The following is a 15,939-nucleotide window of genomic DNA, read 5'->3' as shown; positions in this document are numbered from 1 at the left end:
CGCCGGGCCCTCCGCCGTACGCCGGCCCCGCGTCACTCCTGCATCACGGTCAGCGGCACCTGCACCGCCACCGCCCGGCCCGCCCCGTCCGCCGTCCACGCGCGCCCCGGCGACGGCGGCGGACGCATCTGCTCAGGCGACAGCCGGGCGCCGATGATCTCGCCCTCGCCCAGGTTCCGCGGCCCGAGCAGCATGCCGCGCCGCCCGCGCCTGGCCACGCCGATCCAGCCCATCGTCGTCATGCCGTCCGCCGGGCCCGCGATCAGCAGCCCCTGCCCGCGCTCGCGCCCCGAGTTGCCGACGCGGCGCAGCGCCTGGTCGGCGCGCCCGGTCATCAGCAGGTCGCAGTCGTCCACGACCACCATCACCGGCTGCCCGGCGACGGCGTCCAGGGCCTCGTTCAGCACGTCGCCCGTCGGGTCGGTGTCGGTGAGGACGGTCGCGAGGCCGTGCGCGGCGAGGCTGCGCAGCGGCGAGTCGCGGGGGGTGAGGACGACCAGCGACGTGCCGTTCATCAGCAGCGACACGCACATGGTGGCCAGCGTCGTGGACCGGCCGCTGCGCGGGGGCCCGGCGACGAGGAACGTCGACGCGTCGCCCGCGAAGTCGTGCCCCACCGGCCGCACGTCGTCGCCGCTCAGCCCGAGCAGCGCCCACATCGGGCGGCGCAGCCCGTCCGGCACCTGGTCCATGGCCTCCTGGAAGCCGACCACGGGCGGCAGCGCGCTGACCCGGAACGGCCGCCGCCGTTCGGGTACGGCGGCGTCGCGCGCGGTGGCGCGCCGTCCGATGGCGCGCAGCGCGTCCGCCTGGTCGCCGTCCTTGCCGAGGCCGCCCGCCGGGAGCAGCATGATCTGCCCCTCCACGCCGCCCGGCGCGAACCAGCCGCGCCCCGGCGGGACATGCTCGGGCACGTGCTTGCGGCTGATGCCGACCGCCGAGAAGTCCATGCGGTCGGACTGGCGCAGCAGCAGCCGCCGGTCGTTGTGCTGCCCGGCGCGGCTGCCGAGCAGGCCGCGCTCGGACGTGGCCACGACGTGGATGCCCGCCGCGACGCCCTCGCGCAGCAGCCGCAGCAGCTCCTCGGTGAGGCGCCCGCCGTCGTACTTGTCGAGCAGCGCGATCAGCGCGTCCCAGCCGTCGATCAACAGCAGCAGGTGCGCGGGCCGTTCGTCCTTCGGCAGCTTGGCGCGCAGTTCGGGCAGGGACGTGACGTCGGCCCGCGCGATCGCCGACTGACGGTCCGTCAGTTCGGTCAGCAGCCGCCGGATCAGCCGGTCGAGGCGCTCCGGGTCGTGCCGGGAGACGACGGCGCCGGTGTGCGGCAGGTCCTCCAGGGCCGCGAGGCCGCCGCCCGCCGCGTCGATGCCGTAGAGGTGCAGCTGGTCGGCGGACAGGTGCAGCGCGGACGACCCGGCGATGGTGCGCAGCGTGCCCGTACGGCCGGAGCGCGGCGCGCCGATCACGTACAGGTGGCCGAAGCGGTCGTAGTCGATGCTGCCGACCACCTGGTCCTGCTTGTGCGGCAGGTCGTAGTACGCGTACGGCACGGGCGGGAGCCGCAGGCCGCCGGGCTCCGGGTCGCGTTCGGGCTCGGTGAGGGTGAGGCGGGTGTCCAGCGGCGGCAGCCAGGGGCGCGGCTGCGGCGTGAAGTCGGGCAGCGCGTCGGCGGCGGCGCGCACCGCCTCGACGAGGACGCTGAGGTCGGTCGGCGGGTCGCCCGCCGGGTTCTCCGGCGCGGCGGCGAGCAGGTCCGCGTCGTCGCCGAACTCCCCGTCGTCGGACGCGCCGGGCAGGGGGCGGCCGAGCCCGGACCAGGTGATGCGCGTGCTGCGGACGGTGCGCGGCGCGGCCGGGCGCAGGGCCGGGCCGTCGCCCTCCCCGTCCCCCTCGCCCGGCAGGGCGGGCCGCTCGGCGCCGACCCACGCGGTCTGGAACGGCACGGGCGGCCCCTCGCCGCGCCGGATCAGCGCCCGTCCCGGGGTGGCGGGGGAGATCCCGGCGGCGCCCGCCGCGTTGATGATGTCCTGGCTCTCGGTGCGGTCGGTGACGCGCAGCGCGATGCGCAGGTTGGTGTTGGCGCGGATCTCGTTGCTGACCGAACCGGCCGGGCGCTGCGTCGCCAGCACCAGGTGCAGGCCGAGCGAACGCCCGCGCTGCGCCAGGCTGATGAGGCCCGGCACGAACTCGACCAGCTCCCGCACCAGCGTCGCGAACTCGTCGATGATCAGCAGCAGCCGCGGCAGCGGCGGCAGTTCGGGCTCGCGCGCCCGCTTGGCGCGGTACTCGCGGTGGTCCTTGACGCCCACGTCGGCCAGCACCTGCTCGCGGCGCCGCAGTTCGGCGTCGAGCGAGGCCAGCGCGCGCTGCACGAGGTGCCCGTCCAGGTCGGTGATCATGCCGAGCGTGTGCGGCAGTTCGGCACATTCGCGGAACGCGCTGCCGCCCTTGTAGTCCACCAGCACGAACGTCAGCTCGTCGGGGCGGTTCGCGGCGGCCAGCGACGCGATCATGGTCTGGAGCAGCTCCGACTTGCCCGAGCCCGTCGTGCCGCCGATCAGGCCGTGCGGCCCGTCCTGCGCCAGGTCGAGCAGCGCCGTGCCCTCGTACCCGGCGCCGATGACGAACGCCGTGGACGCGGGCCGCCGCTGCCACGCCCGTACGAGCGCGCCCGGGTCCGGCGGCTCCTGCCCGATCAGCGGCAGCAGCCGCACCTCGGACGGCAGCCCCGCGTCCGCCTCGACCGTCACGTCCCGCACCGGCGTGAGCGCGCGGGCGACCTCCTCGCACCACCCGGCGTCCACCTGGTCGGCGCGCACCCCGGCGATGGTGGGGACGTTCGAGGCGCGGAACGTCACCTCGCCGCCGTCGGCGGTGATCACGGCCGTGCACTCCTCGGGCAGCCGCTGCTCCCGGTCGTCCATGCACAGGCTGTAGACGCGGACGGCGGGTCCCTGCGTGAGGATCTGCACCACGCCCGGCACGTCCCGCAGCCGCCACGCGCCGTCCAGGATCACCAGCACGTCGGGCTCGCCGGGCGCGGCCACGCGGCTCCCGGCGGCGGTGCCGGCGGCCAGGCGGGTCTGGATGTCGGCGAACAGCTCGCTGACCCGCTGCGCCGTGGACTCCGGGTCGTTGCCGACGGCCACGACCGGCGTGCCGCCCGCGCCGGCGCGGCCCGGCCGCAGGTGCGGCAGCCAGCGCACCCAGGCCCAGTCGTCGGCGTGCGCCTCGTCGGTGAGGATGACGATCCGCAGGTCACGCGGGCTGTGCAGGACGGCGGACTGGGCCACCGACCAGCGGGCGACGGCGCGCGCGGTGGCGGGGGTGCCGGTCAGGCCGACGACGCCGAGCCGCGGCAGTTCGGCGCCGATGGGGACATCGGCGAGGCGCCAGTGGACGTCGCGGTGGTTGTTCTCGCGGGCCTGGTCGCTGATGCGCTTGAGCGACGCGCGGGTGACGGTGCCCAGGCGCAGCGTCAGGTAGTCGCCGTGGTGGCGGCGGCGTTCCCACAGCTGCGGGCCGGGGCCGAGCGCGGTGAGGCGTACGGCGGCCGGGTCGGGGGAGGTGGCGCCGCGCTGCACGCGCTCCTCGACGGTGGCGCGGCGCATCTCCAGCTCAAGGGCGGCGCGGCGCAGCCGGTAGCGGCGCAGGGCCTCCTCGTGCCGCTTGCGGTTGGCGCGGCGGCCGGTGACCCAGTTGCCGATCGCCATCAGCGGCGTGAAGAAGATCAGCACCAGGAAGTAGAAGGACCGGAAGACCGCCATCATGACCATGCCCATGAGCAGCGGCGAGATCATCATCATGAACGGGAACGGGCGCGGTCCGCCGGGCGCCGGGGGCCCCGGCAGGCTGAGGTGCTCGGCGTCCAGGTGCGGTGTGATGCGCGGCGGGCGGCTGAACTCGACGGCCAGCCCGTCCGCCGACATCCGCACGGCGGCGTCCGGCTCGAACGGCGCGCTGTGGCGCAGGAGGTGCTCGCCCAGCGCGAGGTCCGCCCAGGCGGGCCAGGGGCGTTCGCCGTCGTCGGGGGGCGGGACGACGCCGGGCGGGGGCGGCAGGGGCCGCGCCGGGAGGCCGTCGGGGCCGGGGGCGGGGGGCTCTTCGCTGTGCCCGCCGGGGCCGCCGTCCTCGCGGCCCGCCGGTTCCTCGTCGGTCAGCGGGGTGCCCGTCTCGGGGTCCACGGGCGGCGGCGGGGTGAGGCTGCGCAGGCCGCAGCGCGCGGGGTCGGCCCACTCGGGCAGCAGGTGGCCGACGCTGCCGTCCGCGTGGACGGTGATCCACGTGCCGGCGGCGGGCACGCCGTCGTCGTCCGGGGCGTCGCCCGGCAGGCGTATGACGCAGCCGCGGTCGGTGCCGACCTCGTAACTGCCGGGCCCCAGGCGCCAGACGCGGCCCGCGTCGGGGCCGGCGACCTGCCGCAGCTCGACGAGCACCGGCTCGGTGGGCGCGGGGCGCCAGGTGATGCCGGGCCCGACGGGCGGCGCGGGCGCGCCGAGGCCGAGCAGGACGCCGTCCCGCACGCCCCCGGCGCCGAGCGGCGCGTCGGCGTCGAGGGGCCGGTCGCCCAGGTAGAGCCGGGACGTGCCGAGCGCGGCGGCCAGTTCGGCGACGGTGGCGTCCCGGGGCAGATCGAGCAGGTGGTCGTCGTGGACGCCCTGCTGATCGGCGGTGGTGACGGTGAGCTTCACAGGCGGTCCAACCGGGGGTCGGTGGGTCAGGGGCGCAGTCAGGGGCGCAGGGAACGGGCGGGCGCGGCCGGGCCCGGGGCCGGGGCGGCCCTGTCGTCGGCGGTGTCGGCGGTGCCGGCGGTGCCGGCGGTGCCGGCGGCGTCCGCCCCGTCCGCCGTCTCGTCGGCGCGGTCGTCGTCCAGCTCGCCGACCGGCGGCAGGGGCGCGTCAGCGGTGCGCACGCCGCCGTCCCACGCGTCGGCGTCGGCTGCGTCGGCGTCGGCGGTGACGGTGGCGGCGGTCTCCTCCTCGTCCACCTCGGCGAACGTCCGCTCGGCCCGCACGGCGTCCCCGCCGGGCGGCGCGGGCGGCAGCACGGGCGGCAGGTGCGGCAGGACGCGTGCGACGGCCCGGCTGAGGGCGTTGCACGCGACCAGCAGCGGCGTTCCCGTGACCCGCACCCGGCCCTGCCGGTCGGTCAGCAGCGTACGGCGGTGGCCGCGCCCGGCGCCGCGCAACAGGATGCGGGGAGCGGCTGACTCCCCGGGCGGGGCGGTGAGTTCGGGCGGCAGCGGGTCGGGCAGCTCGGCCGTGACGAGGACGGGCGCCACGCCCAGCCGGTGCGGCAGGTCGCGCGTGGCGCGGTAGGCGGCGCGGACCGGCTCGCCGGGGAACGACCGGTGCACGCCCTCGGCGACCACCACCATCCCGTCCGGCAGCCGCGCGTCCACCTGCGCCGCGACGGCCTGGTGCAGCGCCAGCGCGGCGCGCCGGTCGCCCTCGGCGGTGAGCACGGCCGGTCCCGACGCGATGTCGAGGAAGGCGCACGCGCCGCCGGTCTCGCCGACCGCGACCAGCACCGGCAGGGTCTGGTCCGGCACCGGCACCACCGGCGGCAGGTCGTGGCGTTCCGCCGTCCAGTGCTCCGGGGTGTCGTCCGGGTCCTGCCACCAGATGCCGCCCGGCGGCGGGACGAGCCCCCTCCCCGCGAGCAGCACGGTGACGGTCTCGGCCTCCACGAGGACGGCGTACGGGCGCCCGCCGCCCGGCGCGGCGGCGTGCCCGGCGGCGGCCAGCGCCCGTTCCGCGTCGCGCCAGGTGACGGGCGCGCGCAGGCCGCGCACCAGGACGCGGTACGAGCGGCGGTGCCGCGACCAGGCGCGCACGGGGGCGGCGAAGGCGTGGGCGGTGACGGCGAGTTCGCGACGGACCCGGGCGGTCGCCGCGCCCCAGCCGCCCTGCCGCATCGCCCAGAAGCGGATCAGCAGGAAGACGACGAGCAGCGCGGCGAGGATGCCCAGGACGCGGAAGATGGTGTCGCGGTGCCGGTCGAGGAATTCGAAGGGGTCGGCGGTCCTCATGCCGCTGGTATCTCCCGTCGCAGGGCTGACAGGGCGTAGTGCACGCGCGACTTGACGGTACCTTGCGGTATGCCGAGATCGTGCGCGGCCTCCGCGCGCGACCGGTCGCAGAGGTGGACGTGGCAGAGGATCTCGCGGTGCTCGGGCGTGAGCCGGGCGAGCGTGGTGGTCAACAGCAGGCGGTCGGCGACGCGTTCGGCCATGTCGCCGCCCTCGGCGGGGCGCCTTGCCAGGACGGGCGGGACGATGCCGGTGGGCAGGCTGCGGTCGCGGCGGTGGGCGTCGACGGCGAGGTTGCGGGCGACGGTGTGCAGCCAGGCGGCGAGGCGGTCGCCCTCGCCGTCGTCGCCGCCCGTGCCGCGCTCCGCCGCCAGCCAGGCGCGGAGCATCGTCTCCTGCACGATGTCCTCGGCCCGGTGGGGGTCGCCCGCGGTCAGGCGGTTCACATAACGCAGCAGCCGGTCCCGGTAGCGCTCGGCCGCGGGCACGGCGTGGGCGCGGGGGTCGGGACGGGTGGCGGGGCGAGTCACACGCGCGGTAGGCATCGGTCTGCTCCAACGACCCTCGTAGTGCGTTCGCGGAAGTTCCACTATCAGTCCCGGGTGGACGTGTACACCTCAGAGGAACCTCAGAGGTTCCGTCAGCTCACTGTCCGTCCGGGACCGGGGACAGGCTAAGTCGTTCCGCGGTGATTGAACATTTCACTTCTGTTGCGACCAGAAATCGCCGCTCCCGCAAGCGCACGGAACCGGCCACCCGCGACCGGCGGAGGTAGCTTTTCGGGCATGTATGCGATCTCGATGACCGAGCCCGGCGGGCCGGAGGTCTTGGTGTGGACGCAGGTGCCCGACCCCGAGGCGGGGGAGGGGGAGGTCCTGATCGACGTGGCCGCGGCCGGGGTGAACCGCGCCGACGTCCTCCAGCGGCAGGGCTTCTACGCGCCGCCGCCCGGCACGCCGCCGTACCCGGGCCTTGAGTGCGCGGGCCGCGTCGCGGCGGTCGGCCCCGGGGTGACGGGCTGGAACGTCGGCGACGAGGTGTGCGCGCTGCTCGCGGGCGGCGGGTACGCGGAACGGGTCGCCGTCCCGGCCGGACAGGTCCTGCCCGTACCCGCGGGGATCGACCTCGTGACGGCGGGCGCGCTGCCCGAGGCGCTGTGCACGGTCTGGTCGAACGTCTTCGCCGGCGCCCGGCTCGCCGCCGGGGAGACGCTGCTCGTGCACGGCGGCGCCAGCGGCATCGGGACGGCCGCGATCCAGCTGGCCAAGGCGTCCGGGGCGCGCGTCGCCGTGACGGCGGGCGGCCCGGAGAAGCTCGCGCGCTGCGCGGAACTGGGCGCGGACGTCCTGATCGACTACCGCGAACAGGACTTCGTCGCGGAGACCAAGGCCGCCACGGACGGGCGCGGCGCGGACGTGATCCTCGACATCATCGGCGCGAAGTACCTCGCCAGGAACATCGACGCCCTCGCGCCGAACGGCCGGATCACCGTCATCGGCTTCCAGGGTGGCGTCAAGGCGGAGCTGAACCTCCAGGCGCTGATGGCCAAACGTGGCTCGATCGCGTCGGCCTCGCTGCGGGCACGGCCGGTCGCGGAGAAGTCCGCGATCGTCGCGGAGGTGCGCGAGAACGTGTGGCCCCTGCTCGCGGACGGCCGGGTCCGCACGGTGGTGCACCGCACGTTCCCGATGGACGAGGCGGCCGACGCCCACCGGGCACTGGAGGGCGACCACACGGGCAAGGTCATCCTGACCCGCTGACAACCCGCTGGCGCCGCGCGGCACTTCACCCGCCCCGGACCCACACGAAGCGCCGCGCGGCCCACCCGTCACAGCCCGCTCCGCACCGGCGACCGAGCGTGGCGGCCGACGTACCCTGTCCCCATGGCCTACGTGGGGAAGAGAGTCAAGCAGGCGCGCAAGCTGCGTGGCCTGACGCGGCTGGAACTGGCCGAGGCGGCCGGTGTCTCCGTCTCGACCCTCCGCAAGCTGGAGCAGGAGGAACGGCCCTCCGCGCGGATGGAGACCCTGCACGCCCTGGCCAAGGCGCTGCGCGTCCCCACGATGTCGCTGGTCAAGGCCGCCGAGCCCGGCGGGCCCCGGGTCTCCGCCGCCACCGACGCGCTCTGGGAGTCTGCCCGCGCGGCGCTGATGAAGCCGCCCGTCCAGCCCGACGACCCCGCTACGGTCACGGGGGTCACCGAAGTCCTCGAAGGCGGCGTCCGGTTGTACCGGAGCCACCGCTTCGGCGCCCTGGCCGCAGCGCTGCCGCCGCTGATCCGGGACGCCGACGCCCTGGGCGGGAACGGGCGTCCGCTGCGGCACCGCGTGCTCCAGCTCGCGGCGGGCGCGCTCACGCACACGCGGCAGTTCGACGTCGCCGAGGCGGTGCTCACCCGCGCGCTCGACACCGCCGGGGACCGCATGGAGTCGGCGGCCACCGTGAACACGCTGTGCTGGCTGCTGATGCGACGCGGGCGTCTGGACGAGGCGCTCGCCCTGGCGACACGCTGGGCCGACGAACTCGAACCACGGATCAGCCGCGCCACCGCCGCCGAACTCGCCGCGTGGGGGCTGGTGCTGCTCAACGTCTCCGCCGCCGCCGTCCGCGACAACCAGCCGGGCGTCGCGGCGGACGCCCTCCGGCTCGCCCGCGCCGCCGCCGCCATCGGCCGCGAAGTCCACCCGGCGCACGAGCAGATGCGGACCTTCGGGCCGACCACCGTGCGGATGAAGGCGGTCGAGGACGCCCTGGTCCGCGACCACCCCGACACGGCGCTCCGGCTCGCCGCGCGGCTGCCGCGCCACCCGGTCCGTCCTTCGGTGAGCGTCCGCGCCCGCCACACCCTCGCCGTCGCGGAGGCGCACGCCCGTGTGGGCCAGTACCCCGAAGCGTTCGGCAGGCTGAGCGAGGCACGGGCGGCCTCACCCGAGTGGTTCCCGAACCAGACACCGGCCCGGGACGTGCTGCGCACCGTCCTGGAGGGCCGCCGCGCCCTCACCCCGGAGATGCGCGCCATGGCGAAGAGCCTGGGGCTGTGACCCGGAACTGAGGCGCACCGGACTTCAGGGGCTCACCGGTCAGGTGTCCCAGGCGCGGAGGACCGTGGCGACGGAAGCCGCGGTGGACTCGGCGCTCTTCAGTTCGGTGGCGAGCGCGGTGACGCCGTCCTGGGTGAGCTTCGTGTCGATGCCCGAAGCGGCCAGGTAGCCGTGGGCCACCGCGACCGCGACCCGGAGGTTGGAGCGTTCCAGCCACCGCAGCCTTCCCAGGGTGTGGGCAAGGGCCGCGGCGCGCGCATAGGCGCCGTGGTAGACGTCCTGTCCGGCGAGCACGGCCTTGTGGCGTTCGACCGCGGCGATGGGAACGCCGTAGTCGTCCGGAGCCGGGTCGTCCTGTCCGGCCCGGCGCGCGACCTCCAGGACCCAGGAAAGATCGATGTGCAGGCTCATGGAGCGGCCTCGATCCTGTCGATCAGGTCGCCGAAACCGTCCAGTACTTCCTGGGCGCCCGCCAAGAAGTCATCGCGCAGCTTTTCGTTGTCCGCGCGGATCAGTTGCTCGACGTATTCGTTCACCGGCACGTGCCGCGTCTCCGCCGCCTGCCGCGCCATCTCGGCGGCGGATTCTTCGAGTCTGAGGTTCACCTGGGTTTTCGCCACCCCCTCAAGCTATCACCTGATAGCAGACTGCCGCTCGATACGGCCGGGGATTTCCCCCGTTGTACGCGCGTTCGAGCGGGTAGCCGGAGAAGAAGCGCGTCCCGCACCGGGTGTCCGACATGCGGTGTTTCATCCGATGTGTGACGCTGGTGACATCATCGTATGGAGTACGAAGGGGCGGGCCTGTGAGGGTGAGCGCGGGCAACGCGGCGGCCGTTTTCCTGGCCGCGCTGATGACGGTTCTGCTGGTTCCGGCGGCCTCCACGGCGAGCGCGGAGGAGCGCCCGCCGGGCGAGGAGCGGGAGTCCGCCGTACCGGGACGGCAGCCGGTGGACCGGTTCGTCTCCCGGCACGGCGAACCCCTCGCCCCGCCCGGACTGCCCGGCCCCCTGCGCGAGGCGCCCGCGACGCCCGCCCCTGTCCAGGTCGCCGCCCGCGAGACCGGCGGCGAGGTCGTCCCCGTCCTCCCCCTCGGCACCGGGCTCGCCTGCCTGGGTCTCGGCCTCGGCATCCTCGGCCTGCGCCTGCGCCAGGACTGACCGGACCGCCACTCGGGGGCGAACGCCTTCCGTGGCCAAAGCCCCTCGGTGGCGCCTACCTGTCGGTAGGCTTTCCCCATGCCCGTTTCACCGGAAAACGCGTTACCTCTGCGCGAACGCAAGAAACGCCGCACCCGCCGCGAACTGGCCGACACCGCCCTGCGGCTCTTCCTCGACCAGGGGTTCGAGGCCACCACGCTCGACGACCTGGTGGACACCGTCGAGATCTCCAAGCGGACCTTCTTCCGCACCTTCCCGTCCAAGGAGGCCGTCGCCCTGGCGGCCGAGACCGAGCTGTGGGACGCCTACCTCGAACGGGTCGCCGCCCTGCGCCCGCGCGGCGAGGTCCTCACCGTCCTGCACGAGGCGCTCACCGGCACCCTCGCCGGGATGGGGCCCGAGTGGACCGGCCGCTTCCTCGCCACCCGGGGGCTCGCCGCCCGCACCCCCGCCCTGCGCGACCACAGCGACCTGACGTCCATCGCCGTCCAGCGGCGCCTCGTCGAACTGCTGGAGGACCGCCTCGGCATCGACAGCCGGGGCGACGTCCGCCTGCGGCTGCTCGGCGAGATGGCGCTCGCCGCCTGGCGCTGCGCGGCCAAGAACTGGGTGCGCAGCGGCCCCGGCGCCCGCGAGGACGGCGTGCGGCTCGCCACGCTGATCACGGCGGTGGACGAGGCGTTCGCCGCACTGCCCGCCGCCGTCACCCTCGGCGCCGACTGACACCGCGCACCCCCGTCACCCGCCCACCCCCACCCACCCGAGCCCTCCGCCCCGCCACCGGGCCGGAGGGCGCACGCGGTGCCTGTCGGCGTGGGCCGTGGCCGGCTCACCCTCGGTGAAGGCCCCGTGCTCCTCCTTGGGCGGAGTGATCGTGACGCGGGTCGTACCAGTCATGGGACAGGCCTGCTGCGATGCGCGTTCATGTCCCATGGATGACGGTCACTCCGGGAGGTGCCGCGCGACGAACGCCGACAGGGTGTCCTCGTCCGCGTCGGCGACCACGGCGCGTCTTGGCAGCGCGAACACGTGTTGCTTACGGTCGCCCAGGACCAGCAGTACGAGGTGTGCCGTCTCCGCGTATCGGAGGAAGGACGTCCACGGGATCTGTCCCTCGCCGAACGCGTCCTTGACGTGCAGCCCTTCCGCGTCCAGCCGCACGACGAGTTCGCCGTGCGACCGCGCGTGCCTGGCCCGCCGCCACACCAGCAGGTGCCGCAGCCCCCGCCAGGCGAGGTAGCTCACCCCGCTCGCGACGACGCCGATCCCCGCGAGCACCGCCGCGTCGTACCAGTCCTCCAGCGGCAGCAGCTCTGCGACGGCTACCCCGAGGATCAGCAGCAGCGTGAGGGAGTAGGTCCACGGTGTGCGCTGTCCCGCCGCGTCGCGCGCCTCCCTGAAGTCAGCTGCGGTCGGCATGAACTCCAGCGTCAGCACATCCTGTTCGACCGCCGCGGGCGACTCGGGGTGATCCATGACGGGATCGTACGCACGTACGGGTCCGGCGGTTTGCCGTTCGCCCAACATACCGGGTATACATACGCGGTATGTCGATCCGCTACGGGCTCCTCGCCCTGCTGGACCACGGCCCACGCTACGGTTCCCAGCTCCGCACCGAATTCGAGGCCAGAACCGGCGCCACCTGGCCCCTCAACATCGGCCAGGTCTACACGACCCTCAGCCGCCTCGAACGCGACGGCCTGATCGTCCCGGCGGAGGGCGGCGACGCCAAGCAGCAGCTCTACTCCATCACCGACGCGGGCCGCCGCGAACTGGCCGAGTGGTACACGCGCCCCGTCGACCGCACCCAGCCCGCCCGCGACGAGCTGTCCATCAAACTCGCCATGGCCGTCGGCACCCCCGGCGTCGACATCCGCGCCGTCATCCAGAACCAGCGCCGCCACTCCCTCGCCGCCCTCCAGGACTACACGCGCCTCAAGAGCCGCGCCCTGGCCGCCGGTCCTGACAACAGCGACGACATCGCCTGGCTGCTCGTCCTCGAACAGCTGATCTTCGCCGCCGAGGCCGAGACCCGCTGGCTCGACCACTGCGAGTCCCGCCTCGTACGCCTCGCCGCCGCCCTCGGCGACCGTCCGAAACCGCCCCCGCCCCCGGCCCCGTCCGCGGAACCGGCCACCCACCCCGCCCCCCGCCAGGAGATCTCATGACCACGGCCACGCGCCCTCCCGTGCTCCGACTGCGCGGCCTCACCCGCGTCCACGGCACGGGCGCCGCGACCGTCCACGCCCTGCGCGGCATCGACCTGACGGTGGACGCCGGGGAGTTCGTCGCCGTCATGGGCCCGTCCGGCTCCGGCAAGTCCACGCTGCTGACGCTCGCGGGCGGCCTCGACTCCGCCAGCTCGGGCCAGGTGCTGGTCGAGGGCGTCTCCCTCGGCGACCTGAAGCGCCCCGCGCTCGCCAGGATCCGCCGCACGAGCATCGGTTACGTCTTCCAGGACTACAACCTCGTCCCGGCCCTCACCGCCGCCGAGAACATCGCGCTGCCCCGCGAACTCGACGGCGTACGCGGCCGCGCCGCCCGCCGCGAGGCGCTCACCGCGCTGGAGGAGATCGGCCTCGCCGAGGTCGCCGACCGCTTCCCCGACGAGATGTCCGGCGGCCAGCAGCAGCGCGTCGCCATCGCCCGCGCGCTGATAGGCGAACGCCGCCTCCTCCTCGCCGACGAGCCCACCGGCGCGCTCGACTCCGAGACCGGCGAGACCGTCCTCGTCCTCCTCCGCAAGCGCTGCGACCAGGGCGCCGCCACCGTCATGGTCACCCACGAACCCCGCTACGCCGCCTGGGCCGACCGCGTCGTCTTCCTCCGCGACGGCCAGGTCGTGGACGAGACGACGGCCGGCACCCCCGAGTCGCTGCTCGCCACCGGCGGTGACCGGTGAGCGTCCTGTCCACCTGGCGCCTCGCGCTGCGCATCGCGCGCCGTGACGCCGTGCGCGCCAAGGGCCGCAGCGCCCTGGTCGTCGCGATGATCGCCCTGCCCATCCTCGGCGTCTCGGGCGCCGACCTCCTCTTCCGCACCGGCGAGCTGTCCCCGGCCGAGGCGCTGACCCGCGAACTGGGAGCGGCGGACGCCGAGTTCCGCGTCGAGGCCGACGGCGCCATCGAGCAGACGTTCGAAGGTGACGTGACGACCTGGCTGGAGGACAGCGACTACACCACCCCCGACCCGGCGGCCGACCTGGCGCTCGTCACGGGCCTCCTGCCGCCCGGCTCCACGATCCTGCCCGACACCAGCGTCTCCCAGCGCTTCGACGTCGGCGACGGCGTGGTCCGCGCCGGGCTGCGCGAGATCGACACCGCCGACCCGCTGACCGAGGGCATGTTCACCCGCCTCGACGGCCGCTTCCCCGAGGCAGCGGACGAGGTCGTCGTCACCGAGCACTTCCTCGCCGAGTCCGGCCTTGCCGTCGGCGACGAGCTGACGGTCGGCGACTCCGGCGTGTCCGCGCGCGTCGTCGGCACGTACGAGCTGCCCAGCGGCCTCGACGAGGACGAGGTCATCGCCCTGCCGGGCGCCGTCATCCCCCGCCTCGGCGGCGACACGGCGGAGCACAGCTGGAGCAGCTACCTCGTCGGCGTCCCCGACGGCGTCGTGGACTGGCCCCTGGTCAAGGAGGCCAACACCCAGGGCGTCGTGGTGCGTTCCCGCGCCGTCACCCTCGACCCGCCGCCCGCCTCCGAGGGCTACGGCTCGAACTTCTCGGGCGGCTCCGCCGACTCGGAGTTCATCGTCGGCGTCGGTGTCGTCGTCTCCCTGGTGATCCTGGAGATCTGCCTGCTGGCCGGTCCCGCCTTCGCCGTCGGCGTACGCCGCTCCCGCCGCCAGCTGGGCCTGATCGGCGCGAACGGCGGCGACCGCCGCCACCTGCGCGCCATCACGCTGGCCAGCGGCGTCGTGCTCGGCGCCGTCGCCGCCGTGGTCGGCGTCCTGGGCGGCGTGGCCGTCACCGTGCTCGCCAGACCGTGGCTGGAGGAGACCACCGGCTCCCGCTTCGGCGCCTGGGACTTCCGCGTCACGGAACTCGGCGCCATCGCCGCGCTCGCCGTCCTCGTCGGCACGCTCGCCGCGCTCGTCCCGGCCATCACCGCCTCGCGCGGCGACGTCCTGGAATCCCTCACCGGCCGCCGCGGCGTACGGCACGGCAGCCGCGTCCTGCCGGTCGTCGGCACCGTCGCCCTGCTGGCCGGCGCGGCCGCCGCACTCGCGGGCGCCGTCACCATGGACAGCTCGACCATGGTGGCGGGCGGCGCGATCGTCGCCGAACTGGGCGTCGTCGCCCTCACCCCCGCCCTGGTCGGCGCCTTCGGCCGCCTCGGCCGCCGCCTCCCGCTGTCCGGCCGCCTCGCGCTGCGCGACGCGGCGCGCAACCGGGGCCGCAGCGCCCCCGCCGTCGCCGCGATCCTCGCGGCGGTCGCCGGGCTCGTCGCCGCCAGCACCGTCCTCGTCAGCGACGAGGCGCAGCAGCGCGCCGAGTACTCCACCGCCGTGCCCGAGGGCACCGTCACCCTCTACACGTGGGCGGGCGAAACCGGCACGGAAACCGACCTGACCCGCGCCCGCCAGGCGGTCGAACGGGAACTGCCCGTCGCCGAGCGCGCCGACGTCGCCACCGTGGACATCGGCTACGCCTGCTCGACCGACGACTGCGGCTACATGGCCGTCGCCGTGCCCGAGGCCAGCCGCTGCCCGCTGGACGGCTGGGAGAGCGCGCAGGACATGACCGTCGAGGAACGCCGCCGGCTCGCCGAGGACCCGCGCTGCGTCGAGAACATCGACGGCGGCATGAGCAACCTGACGTCCGTCGCCGTCGCGGGACCCGAACTGCTGCGCCTGCTCGGCGCCGACAGCCCCGAGGCGCTCGCCGCCCTCGCCGACGGCGGCGCGGTCGTCTTCCAGGACGGCTTCCGCGACGCCGCGGGCGAGGTGACGCTCCAGCTCTGGGACACCAGCCCCGACTGGGACGACGCCACCGGCGCCCCGGTCTCCGAGCCCGACCGGAGCTGGACGTTCCCCGCCGTCACCGCGACGGTCGAGAACGTGCCGGCCGCGTCGCCCGAGGCCGTCGCCGACCTGCTGATCACCCCCGAGACCGCCGAACGGGCCGGGCTCAGCCCGGTGGACATGGCGACGTACTGGTCCACCGACCGCATGCCCGACGCCGCCGAGCGCCGCGCCCTCGACGGCGCCATGGAGCAGGTCTCCGACTCGCTCTACTGGGATGTCGAACGCGGCTTCCAGAGCTCGACGTCGCTGCCGCTGCTGATCCTCACGCTGGCCGCCCTCGTCCTCACCATCGGCGCGGCGGGCATCGCCACCGGCCTCGCCCAGGCCGACTCGGCCGCCGACCTGGCGACGCTCGCCGCCGTGGGCGCCGCGCCACGCGTACGGCGTACCCTCTCCGGACTCCAGTGCGGCGTCATCGCCTTCATGGGCGTGGTGCTCGGCGCCGTCTCCGGCCTGGTGCCCGGTATCGCGCTGGTGCTGGCCGACCACAGGACGTCCGTGGGGTGGTGGGACGACGCCCTGGAGTCCGGCTGGGTCTCCGGGGGCCGTCCCGAGCTGTACCTCGACCTGCCGTGGGTGACGTTCGGCGAGCTGCTGATCGGCGTGCCGCTCGTCGCGTGCGTGCTGGCGGCGCTGCTGACACGCTCCCGGATCACCCTCGCGCGGCGCGCGGGGTGAGG

The 15,939-nt window shown here is 75.1% G+C and carries 13 protein-coding genes; 7 read left to right on the top strand and 6 right to left on the bottom strand.

Going from position 1 to position 15,939, the window contains the following annotated elements; all coding sequences use genetic code 11:
- Window positions 1–32 precede the first annotated feature (32 nt).
- From ACL02R_RS08525 to ACL02R_RS08515, 3 genes are read right to left on the bottom strand one after another with little or no spacing between them, the layout of a single operon-like run.
- Window positions 33–4,691: an FtsK/SpoIIIE domain-containing protein gene (locus tag ACL02R_RS08525; RefSeq protein WP_412796257.1), complete on the bottom strand. Its 4,659-nt coding sequence runs from the start codon at window positions 4,689–4,691 to the stop codon at window positions 33–35.
- Between the two features lie 38 nt (window positions 4,692–4,729).
- Window positions 4,730–6,031 carry a hypothetical protein gene (locus ACL02R_RS08520; protein ID WP_412796256.1) on the bottom strand — a complete coding sequence of 434 codons (1,302 nt, stop codon included), beginning with the start codon at window positions 6,029–6,031 and terminating at the stop codon, window positions 4,730–4,732.
- Window positions 6,028–6,576 (bottom strand): sigma-70 family RNA polymerase sigma factor, encoded by a 549-nt coding sequence (locus ACL02R_RS08515; RefSeq protein ID WP_412796255.1) that lies wholly within the window; start codon window positions 6,574–6,576, stop codon window positions 6,028–6,030. Before ACL02R_RS08515 ends, ACL02R_RS08520 begins: the two co-directional genes overlap by 4 nt.
- 240 nt (window positions 6,577–6,816) lie before the next feature.
- Here ACL02R_RS08515 and ACL02R_RS08510 point away from each other — a divergent pair, with 240 nt between their 5' ends.
- Window positions 6,817–7,791, top strand: a complete 975-nt coding sequence (locus ACL02R_RS08510; protein WP_412796254.1) for an NAD(P)H-quinone oxidoreductase — start codon at window positions 6,817–6,819, stop codon at window positions 7,789–7,791.
- Window positions 7,792–7,914: 123 nt separating this feature from the next.
- Complete coding sequence (locus ACL02R_RS08505) at window positions 7,915–9,072, top strand: helix-turn-helix domain-containing protein (protein ID WP_412796253.1); 1,158 nt, start codon at window positions 7,915–7,917, stop codon at window positions 9,070–9,072.
- 39 nt (window positions 9,073–9,111) lie between these two features.
- Here ACL02R_RS08505 and ACL02R_RS08500 read toward each other — a convergent pair whose 3' ends face one another.
- Both ACL02R_RS08500 and ACL02R_RS08495 read right to left on the bottom strand, forming a co-directional pair.
- Entirely contained in the window at window positions 9,112–9,483 is a 372-nt protein-coding gene (locus tag ACL02R_RS08500; protein WP_412796252.1) for a fic family toxin-antitoxin system, toxin component, read from the bottom strand.
- Window positions 9,480–9,692, bottom strand: a complete 213-nt coding sequence (locus ACL02R_RS08495) for a hypothetical protein (protein WP_362956952.1) — start codon at window positions 9,690–9,692, stop codon at window positions 9,480–9,482. Before ACL02R_RS08495 ends, ACL02R_RS08500 begins: the two co-directional genes overlap by 4 nt.
- 185 nt (window positions 9,693–9,877) lie before the next feature.
- On the opposite strand from ACL02R_RS08495, the gene ACL02R_RS08490 reads away from it, so the two are divergent.
- Entirely contained in the window at window positions 9,878–10,231 is a 354-nt protein-coding gene (locus ACL02R_RS08490; RefSeq protein WP_412796251.1) for a hypothetical protein, read from the top strand.
- Window positions 10,232–10,309: 78 nt separating this feature from the next.
- On the top strand, window positions 10,310–10,954 hold the full coding sequence (locus tag ACL02R_RS08485; protein ID WP_412796250.1) for a TetR/AcrR family transcriptional regulator: 645 nt from the start codon (window positions 10,310–10,312) through the stop codon (window positions 10,952–10,954).
- A gap of 219 nt (window positions 10,955–11,173) precedes the next feature.
- Here ACL02R_RS08485 and ACL02R_RS08480 read toward each other — a convergent pair whose 3' ends face one another.
- Window positions 11,174–11,707, bottom strand: coding sequence for a YcxB family protein (locus tag ACL02R_RS08480; RefSeq protein WP_412796249.1), 534 nt, complete (start codon window positions 11,705–11,707; stop codon window positions 11,174–11,176).
- A gap of 71 nt (window positions 11,708–11,778) precedes the next feature.
- On the opposite strand from ACL02R_RS08480, the gene ACL02R_RS08475 reads away from it, so the two are divergent.
- From ACL02R_RS08475 to ACL02R_RS08465, 3 genes are read left to right on the top strand one after another with little or no spacing between them, the layout of a single operon-like run.
- Window positions 11,779–12,399 (top strand): PadR family transcriptional regulator, encoded by a 621-nt coding sequence (locus ACL02R_RS08475; RefSeq protein WP_412796248.1) that lies wholly within the window; start codon window positions 11,779–11,781, stop codon window positions 12,397–12,399.
- Window positions 12,396–13,133: an ABC transporter ATP-binding protein gene (locus ACL02R_RS08470; RefSeq protein ID WP_412796247.1), complete on the top strand. Its 738-nt coding sequence runs from the start codon at window positions 12,396–12,398 to the stop codon at window positions 13,131–13,133. Before ACL02R_RS08475 ends, ACL02R_RS08470 begins: the two co-directional genes overlap by 4 nt.
- Entirely contained in the window at window positions 13,130–15,937 is a 2,808-nt protein-coding gene (locus ACL02R_RS08465; RefSeq protein ID WP_412796246.1) for an ABC transporter permease, read from the top strand. The genes ACL02R_RS08470 and ACL02R_RS08465 overlap by 4 nt, the downstream gene beginning before the upstream one ends.
- The last annotated feature ends 2 nt before the right edge of the window (window positions 15,938–15,939 follow it).

Source organism: Streptomyces sp. MS19 (assembly GCF_047200595.1).
Lineage (GTDB): Bacteria > Actinomycetota > Actinomycetes > Streptomycetales > Streptomycetaceae > Streptomyces.
This window is presented reverse-complemented; position numbering and strand designations above follow the sequence as displayed.

Excerpts from the sequence above, each read along its gene's own strand:
- ACL02R_RS08520 (WP_412796256.1), bottom strand. The coding sequence starts at position 6,031 with ATGAGGACCGCCGACCCCTTCGAATTCCTCGACCGGCACCGCGACACC.
- ACL02R_RS08515 (WP_412796255.1), bottom strand. The coding sequence starts at position 6,576 with ATGCCTACCGCGCGTGTGACTCGCCCCGCCACCCGTCCCGACCCCCGC.
- ACL02R_RS08510 (WP_412796254.1), top strand. The coding sequence starts at position 6,817 with ATGTATGCGATCTCGATGACCGAGCCCGGCGGGCCGGAGGTCTTGGTG.
- ACL02R_RS08505 (WP_412796253.1), top strand. The coding sequence starts at position 7,915 with ATGGCCTACGTGGGGAAGAGAGTCAAGCAGGCGCGCAAGCTGCGTGGC.
- ACL02R_RS08500 (WP_412796252.1), bottom strand. The coding sequence starts at position 9,483 with ATGAGCCTGCACATCGATCTTTCCTGGGTCCTGGAGGTCGCGCGCCGG.
- ACL02R_RS08485 (WP_412796250.1), top strand. The coding sequence starts at position 10,310 with ATGCCCGTTTCACCGGAAAACGCGTTACCTCTGCGCGAACGCAAGAAA.
- ACL02R_RS08480 (WP_412796249.1), bottom strand. The coding sequence starts at position 11,707 with ATGGATCACCCCGAGTCGCCCGCGGCGGTCGAACAGGATGTGCTGACG.
- ACL02R_RS08475 (WP_412796248.1), top strand. The coding sequence starts at position 11,779 with ATGTCGATCCGCTACGGGCTCCTCGCCCTGCTGGACCACGGCCCACGC.
- ACL02R_RS08470 (WP_412796247.1), top strand. The coding sequence starts at position 12,396 with ATGACCACGGCCACGCGCCCTCCCGTGCTCCGACTGCGCGGCCTCACC.